Below are 7,005 nucleotides of genomic sequence, written 5' to 3'. Positions count from 1 at the left end.
AGCAGAAAATCCATCTAACTCAACCGTTCAGATTTCCCGAGCCACCTCTGTCCCCCAATGGACAATGTCTTCGGTGTCGGATTAGCGAGCAGCTGGAGACCATCTCGAAGACGGGACGCCCAGCAACGACGCAGCCAGTGCAGTTCGCCGAGCGCCCCATTCGAAACTCATCAGCCAAGCAGCGCCAGCAGTTCCTTGGCAGCACTGGCAGAGGACGCAGGATTCTGGCCGGTGACCAACTTGCCGTCACGCAGGACGAAGTCGGCCCAGTCGTCGCCGCGCTCGAACTGTCCGCCATTGGCCTTCAGCATGTCCTCGACGAGGAAGGGCACCACGTTTGTCAGATCCACCGCCTCTTCTTCCGAGTTGGTAAAACCCGTGACCCGACGGCCCGAAACCAACGGTTTGCCGTCGCCCCCCTGCGTGTGACGGAACACCGCCGGTGCATGGCACACCGCGCCCACGGGCCGGTCTGCTGCTGCGAAGGCTTCGATGAGGCGCCTGCTATCGGCATCTTCCGCCAAGTCCCACAGCGGGCCGTGTCCGCCAGGATAGAAGATCGCGTCGAAGCCGTCCTCGGTCACATCCGCGAGCGTTATAGTCGAGGCGAGCTGCTGTTGCGCGTCCTTGTCGCCTTTGAACCGGCGGGTGTCGTCCGTCTGCGCGTCATCTCCGTCGCTGCTCGGATCGATCGGGGGCTGACCGCCCTTGGGCGAGGCAAGCGTGATCTCCGCGCCCGCGTCTTTGAAGACGAAATAGGGCGCAGCGAATTCTTCCAGCCAGAAGCCGGTCTTGTGGCCGGTATCGCCGAGTTGATCGTGCGAGGTCAGAACCATCAGTATCTTCATCTTTCTTGCCTTTCAGCTGTGGGCAACGCGGACAACCCGCTTGCCGAAATTCTCGCCTTTCAGAAGCCCCACAAAGGCCTCCGGTGCGTTTTCCAAACCGTCGATGATCTCTTCGCGGTATTTGATCTTGTCGGCGTCGATCCACGCCGACATGTCCTTGGCGAATTCGGAGTAAAGATGCCCGAAGTCATCAAAAATGATAAAGCCCTGCATCTTGATCTTCTTGCGCAGGATCTGCCCCATCAGCCAGTTCATCCGGTCCGGCCCGTCAGGCAGCTTGGTCGCGTTGTACTGTGAGACCAGACCGCAAACTGGCATACGGGCATTGGCGTTCAGCAACGGGATCACTGCATCCAGCACCTTGCCGCCGACATTCTCGAAATAGACGTCGATGCCACCCGGGACGGCAGCGGCCAGTTGGTCGGCAAAGTCGTCCGCCTTGTGATCGATGCAGGCGTCAAAGCCCAGGTCGGTCACCGCGTAGTCGCACTTGTCCTGCCCGCCCGCGACACCGACGACGCGGCAACCGAGCAGCTTGCCGATTTGCCCGACGGTCGCGCCCACAGGGCCGGTTGCAGCGGCGACCACGATGGTTTCACCTGCCCGAGGTGCGCCGATCTGGGTTAGCCCCGCCCAGGCGGTAAAACCTGGCATTCCGAGGATCCCCAGCGCCCAGGACGGGTGGTCCGGAGACGCACCGAGGTTCGTCACGCCTGTGCCATCCGAAACGGCGTAGTCCTGCCAACCGTTGAAACTGAGCACGTGATCTCCGACGGCAAACCCGTCGATATCAGAGGTCACGACTTGTGCGACCGTGCCGCCAACCATGACGCCTCCGACCTCGACCGGAGGCGCGTAGGAGGGCGCATTGCTCATCCGGCCGCGCATGTAAGGATCCAGCGACAGGTAAACGGTTCGGAGCAGCATCTGCCCGGTCCCCGCTGTCGGAATGGCCGCCTCGGTCAACTTCAGCGTATCCTTGGTCGGTTCGCCCTTGGGGCGCTCGGCCAGGATAAGTTGACGATTTGTCGTCGTGGTCTGCGTCATGTGATCTTTCTTTCCTATGGGCGGCTTTCAGGAAGCGCGATGTCGTTTCGTTGGAGATGAAAGCCCCGCATGTCATGAGTAGACCAGCCGCCTACCGTTCGTGGCAGCCATGACACCGGGGGGCTTCTCTTTCACAAAAAGCTTCAGGGGGCAGGTACGGCCTCTCTCGTGGCCTCCATCGTCGCTTTCAGCGGGGCATCGTCATGCGATAGGCCGGCAACCAGGCTGGCTCCCAGCCACTGGTAGTAGATCGATTGCGCAAGGCTGTGGGGGTCGTCCAGCGGCGCAATTGACCCGTCGGAGATGCCTTGCTCCAGGGTCTCTGTCAGGCTCGAGAGGATGCTGTTCACGCCTTCCTGCAAGATCCGACTCATGTCCGGTGACAATTCGGCGACCTCTGCTGACAGCTTCACCACGAGGCATCGATCCTGCAGCGAAGGGCCGATCTGTTTTTCTAACCAGCCTTCGAAATACCCAAGGAACCGGTTGCGTGCCGGCAGTTCCTTGTTTCCGAGGGTGTCGGCGAGCGATTGCTGGTACTGCGCGACGAAATCCTCAAGAAGTGCGCAGCCATAGTCCTCTTTCGACCGGAAGTAGTGATAGAACGACCCCTTGGGGACGTCCGCAGCCTTCAGAAGTTCGCTTAGCCCCACACCGACATAGCCCTGCCGCGCGGTCAAACTGCGACCGACTTCCAGGATATGGCTGCGTGTGTCCTTGGATCGCGTTTTCATCCGTAGGACATAGGTACGATTAGACCAGTCGTCTAGCGGCTATGGTGGATTTCTCGATGGTATGTCTCAAGACGCGTCGATACCTTCCAAAGCAACCGCCCAACACCAGAGCCGTGGCAGCTTTGGCAGTTTGGTGCGAAACCGCATCTCAAGTTTTTCACGCCTCTTTCTGGGGCGCGAAGATCGGGTCATCGTTCAGGTGGAAGCGTATCCTCACCCGTCAGCGGAAATGGGGGCCATAGTCGAAAGCTGACCCTCATCTCGAGAGGACTCAGAGCCCAAAGGCGACCTCAGTCAATGCCGCGGAGTTTGTCAAAATGGGCGGCGAACGGACTTCCCTGCTGGAGCGAATTGTAAGGCCGCGGCAAACGGAAGCGGCTATTCGGCGGAGAGCATTTTCAGGCCTTTCCGACAATATCGGCTCCCGCGTACAGATACTTGATAAGTTTGGTCCGAGTTGCCGGGTCGATACGCTAACTTCAAAAAAGTGCGGGCCTTTTGTTGCCTCAGGATGAAGTAAACCCGCTGCGGTTAGCTCACACCTTTGAGAAGTGGGTTTCGATCACTTCGACGGGTCCGGCGCAGCCGTGGCTTTCCGGGTTGGCAATGAAGGCGGTGTCGGCGGTTTGGTTGTCGGCATTTCCTAACATGGGCACCCCTATCAGGCTTCCTCGACGCCGAAGTGTTGCTCCATTCGGTCGAAGGCAAGGTCTATGACGTCCGCGCCCACGCAATAGGCCATGCGGACGTGACCGGCCCCGGATGCACCGAAGGCGCTTCCGGGGGTGACGGTCACGCGGGCCTGCCGCAGCAGATCGTAAGCGAAGGAAATGTCCGAATGCGCCGGAACCAAAATCCGGGGGAACACATACTTGGCGCCCTGGGGCGGGCGTAGGAGAATTTATGCGCCAGCCGATCGATCCGGTTGCAGATGAGATCCCGCCTCGCCCGCAGTCGCGTCCGGAACTCCGCAAGACACGCTTTGTCGCCATCCAGCGCCGCAATCGCGGCAACTTGTGAGACGCGAGGCGGGCATATCATGTTCATATCGTGGGTATTGACCATCTCGTCCCACAGGTTCTCCAGGACCACGGAGTAGCCGACGCGCCACCCGCTCACTGCATGGACTTTCGAGAAGGTAAAGAAATAGGCCAGAAGATCTTAGACTTCACCCGCGGAGGCGAGATTGAAGAAGCTCTCCCGATCATCGTGGACCAAAGCGCTATACGGGTCGTCCAGAATGATCAGGACGGCCCTTTCCCGCGCGATCGCCACGACCCTTCGCAAGGTCTGCTCGGACAGCACACGTCCCGTGGCGTTCGAGGGGTTCACCAGAAGTATTGCTTTGTCCGTGGTCCGATCAGGCCGGCGAGGGATGTGGCGTCCAATTCCCATCCCCGCGCCTCGTTCATCGGCCAAAAAACCGGTAACCCGCCGTGGAATCGGATCTTTTGAATATGGGAGACAAAGCCTGGATCTGTCAGGACGATCTCGTCACCCGGGTCCAGCAGCACCTTCAACAGGGCATTGATCCTCCCCATGTTGTCGGCAATCGCGGCGATGTGTCGTTCGGTGTCTGCCGCCAAGCCCCTCCGCTTCAAGTGATTCCGCGCCACCGCCTCGCGAATCTCGGGAAATCCTGCCGGATCCCGATGTTGGCGTCCTCTCTGAGAGCCCTAGTGGCCGCTTCCCGCACCGGCGCGGGGGTCGGTCGGAAAGGACAGCAGTCCCCAGGCAAGCGACGCAGCCCCCGAGACCCGCGCACTCAGGATCGACATTTCCCTTATGGCCGAGATCTTGGTGGCGGCGCATCACGCTGAAACCAAGCTGCCTTGGAGATGTGATGTTCCTTCCATGTTGAGTCTCCGTTTGCTCAAGCGCATCCGCGCGCTTCCCGAACAGCTAAGTTCCTTTCAGCGTGGCCACGTTGTCATCCTGCCAGATCAGCTTTCATGCGGACCGCGAATTTCGCGTATGGCGGCACGGATTGCTCGCCAATCCTCGGCGCCGCTTTCGTCTCCGGCCTTTTCACATTCCACCGCGCGGTGCGCCGCTTCAGCCTCTGCCTTGTCGCCATGGGCATCATAAAGGCCGCGGGCATATTCCCGGATCTTCGACTGTTCCATATCTTCCTCTCCTTGTGGTCATCACTGTGGTTCCGGGCGGTCCTTTGGCCCGATCTCGACCTTTCGAACGGAACCTCGCCTTGTTTGAGGTGGTCGCGTCGGATCCAAACGCCGCTCCAAGGGACAAATCTTGCCCGAGCTTTCGAGGTAGAGCCGGATGTCTTCAGCCTCGAGAGTTTCGCGCGCCTCCAGTTCGCCGATAAGGCACACGATCGCATCCTCATTCGAAACAAGGATATCCAGAGCCCGCGCTTCTGCCTCTTTCAGAAGTTTCATCACGGCCATGTCGACCCGCGGCGCAGTATCGTCTGCATGCGTGCGCGGCTGCGCGATGGACCGACCGAGAAACGGGTGGTCCTCGCTTTCGCGCAGATCAACTGGCCCGAGTTCCTCGGTCATGCCCCAACGGGACACCATCGAGCGCGCGAGTTCGGTCGCCCGCCGGATGTCGTCGTCAGCGCCCGAACTTACCGTTCCGAGGAAATGCCGTTCGGCCGCACGGCCTGCCAAGAGGATTGCAAGCTGCGCCTGAAGGTAGTTTTCCGGAAGCGTGTGGTGCTCTTCGCGGCCCAGCATATGTGTTCCGCCGAGGCTGCGTCCGCGGGGGATGATCGTGACCTTGTAAAGCGGATCCGCCTCCGGGGTAAAAAACGCCACCGCGGTGTGACCGGCTTCTTGGACCGCGAGGCGATGCCGCTCCTTCGGCTGGATGACGAGCGTTCTGACGGTGCCGAGAATGATCTTGTCACGCGCTTCCTGGAGGTCCGCCGATGTCACGACATCGGCCCGCCGTCGTGCCGCCATGATGGCGGACTCGTTCAGGAGGTTCTTGAGGTCCGCCCCGGAAAATCCCGGCGTGCCCGCCGCGACATCGTCAAGATCGCTCGTGTCGGCTAGCGGAACAATCCGCGCGTGGATATCGAGAATGGCACGGCGCGCAGACCGATCCGGCAGGTTCAGCGTCACGTGCCGGTCGAAACGGCCGGGCCGGAGCAGTGCCGGATCGAGCACATCTGGGCGGTTCGTTGCTGCGAGCACGACAACCGCTTCCCGCCCGCTGAAGCCGTCCAGTTCGGCAAGGATCTGGTTGAGCGTCTGTTCGCGCTCGTCATGGCCGCCGCCGAGCCCGGTTCCCCGTGTCCGGCCGATGCTGTCAAGTTCGTCGATGAAAACAACAGCTGGCGCAGCCTTCCGCGCGGCCTCGAACATGGCTCGAACACGCCCGGCACCTACACCGACAAAGACCTCGATGAACTCAGACGCGGAGGTGGAGAAGAAAGGCACGTTTGCTTCTCCTGCCAGAGCGCGCGCAAGAAGCGTCTTCCCCGTTCCGGGCGGTCCCACCAGCAGAACACCGCGAGGCACCTCCGCTCCCACACGCTGGAAACGTTCCGGCTCGCGCAGGAACTCCACCAGTTCCGCCACTTCTTTCTTCGCTTGTTCCTGGCCAGCCACGTCATCGAATGTGGTTTCCGACCACGACAAGGTCGGTTTCGAGAACCGACCTGAGAACATGCCACCCACGTCGCCTCCATTCAGCCCACCGATCTGGCTGAACATGCGTCGCTGCAACCAGAAATAGACCAGCAGGATCAGGATCCAGGGAAGGAACAGCACGAGCAAGGGATTCCTGACGGGCTGCCTTGCCGTGATTTCCACGTCGGCCTCTTCAAGAAGCGGCAGCAGCTGTGGATCTCCCTGAACCGGTGTCACAGCCCGGTATGCGGTAGTGGAGCCGCTTGTATCACTCGCAAGCGAAACGGTGATGCTGTGCTCTTCCAGGACCGCCTCGGCGACCGTCCCGGATTCAATCAGCCGTTTCATCTCACTATAGGAGACATTCTGGCTTGCTGCGTCCGGGTTCAGGAACGAGTAAAGCAGCAAAAGAACGAGAGCGAACACAAGCGGCACCAGCGTAGCCCCCCCACTTGGTTTGTTGGGATCTCCTGAACGTTGATGTGGGTCCTTTGCCATGATCTCGCCTCTCAGGCATCCCATGTTCGCATTTTGCAAATGCACGGGCGTTGACTCAAATCAACGCGGTCCGTGGAATGGTTTCGCCTTGCTGCGAAGTGGCCTTCTTCTTTGGTAATGTGCGGGATCAGCTCCTGTGGGCCTGATTAAGGTATTTGCGTAACTGAGGATTTCTGGCTCATCTGAACCGTCAACGAGTGAAGATGAAAAAGAAATCCGGAAGGTGGTGTCATTTGTGGACGGCCCCGGTTTTGCAAGAGTTTATTTGAGCTAATG

The 7,005-nt window shown here is 60.0% G+C and carries 6 protein-coding genes and 2 pseudogenes; all 8 read right to left on the bottom strand.

All coding sequences use genetic code 11. The annotated features are described in order from the left end of the window. Nucleotides 1-170 precede the first annotated feature (170 nt). Nucleotides 171-848: a type 1 glutamine amidotransferase domain-containing protein gene (locus tag AX756_RS24275; protein ID WP_068318378.1), complete on the bottom strand. Its 678-nt coding sequence runs from the start codon at nt 846-848 to the stop codon at nt 171-173. A 12-nt stretch (nt 849-860) separates the two neighbouring features. Beyond that, nucleotides 861-1,895: an NADPH-dependent curcumin/dihydrocurcumin reductase gene (gene curA / locus AX756_RS24270; RefSeq protein ID WP_068318375.1), complete on the bottom strand. Its 1,035-nt coding sequence runs from the start codon at nt 1,893-1,895 to the stop codon at nt 861-863. 143 nt (nt 1,896-2,038) lie between these two features. After that, complete coding sequence (locus AX756_RS24265; RefSeq protein ID WP_068318371.1) at nt 2,039-2,629, bottom strand: TetR/AcrR family transcriptional regulator; 591 nt, start codon at nt 2,627-2,629, stop codon at nt 2,039-2,041. A gap of 661 nt (nt 2,630-3,290) precedes the next feature. After that, complete coding sequence (locus tag AX756_RS24260) at nt 3,291-3,497, bottom strand: hypothetical protein (protein WP_068318369.1); 207 nt, start codon at nt 3,495-3,497, stop codon at nt 3,291-3,293. After that, nucleotides 3,422-4,024 (bottom strand): annotated as a pseudogene (locus tag AX756_RS26835) (aminotransferase class I/II-fold pyridoxal phosphate-dependent enzyme). The gene AX756_RS24260 and the pseudogene AX756_RS26835 overlap by 76 nt, the downstream one beginning before the upstream one ends. Next, nucleotides 3,958-4,266 (bottom strand): annotated as a pseudogene (locus tag AX756_RS24255) (aminotransferase class I/II-fold pyridoxal phosphate-dependent enzyme); the annotation flags it as partial. The pseudogenes AX756_RS26835 and AX756_RS24255, both read right to left, overlap by 67 nt. Before the next feature lie 306 nt (nt 4,267-4,572). Next, nucleotides 4,573-4,755: a hypothetical protein gene (locus AX756_RS24250; RefSeq protein WP_068318364.1), complete on the bottom strand. Its 183-nt coding sequence runs from the start codon at nt 4,753-4,755 to the stop codon at nt 4,573-4,575. Between the two features lie 21 nt (nt 4,756-4,776). After that, on the bottom strand, nt 4,777-6,657 hold the full coding sequence (gene ftsH, locus AX756_RS24245; RefSeq protein WP_231701180.1) for an ATP-dependent zinc metalloprotease FtsH: 1,881 nt from the start codon (nt 6,655-6,657) through the stop codon (nt 4,777-4,779). Nucleotides 6,658-7,005: the final 348 nt, after the last annotated feature.

Origin of the sequence: Aliiruegeria sabulilitoris, from assembly GCF_001558155.1 — a bacterium.
Classification (GTDB): domain Bacteria; phylum Pseudomonadota; class Alphaproteobacteria; order Rhodobacterales; family Rhodobacteraceae; genus Tropicimonas; species Tropicimonas sabulilitoris.
Note: the sequence above shows the minus strand (reverse complement) of the source record. Positions and strands in the feature narration are given on the sequence as shown.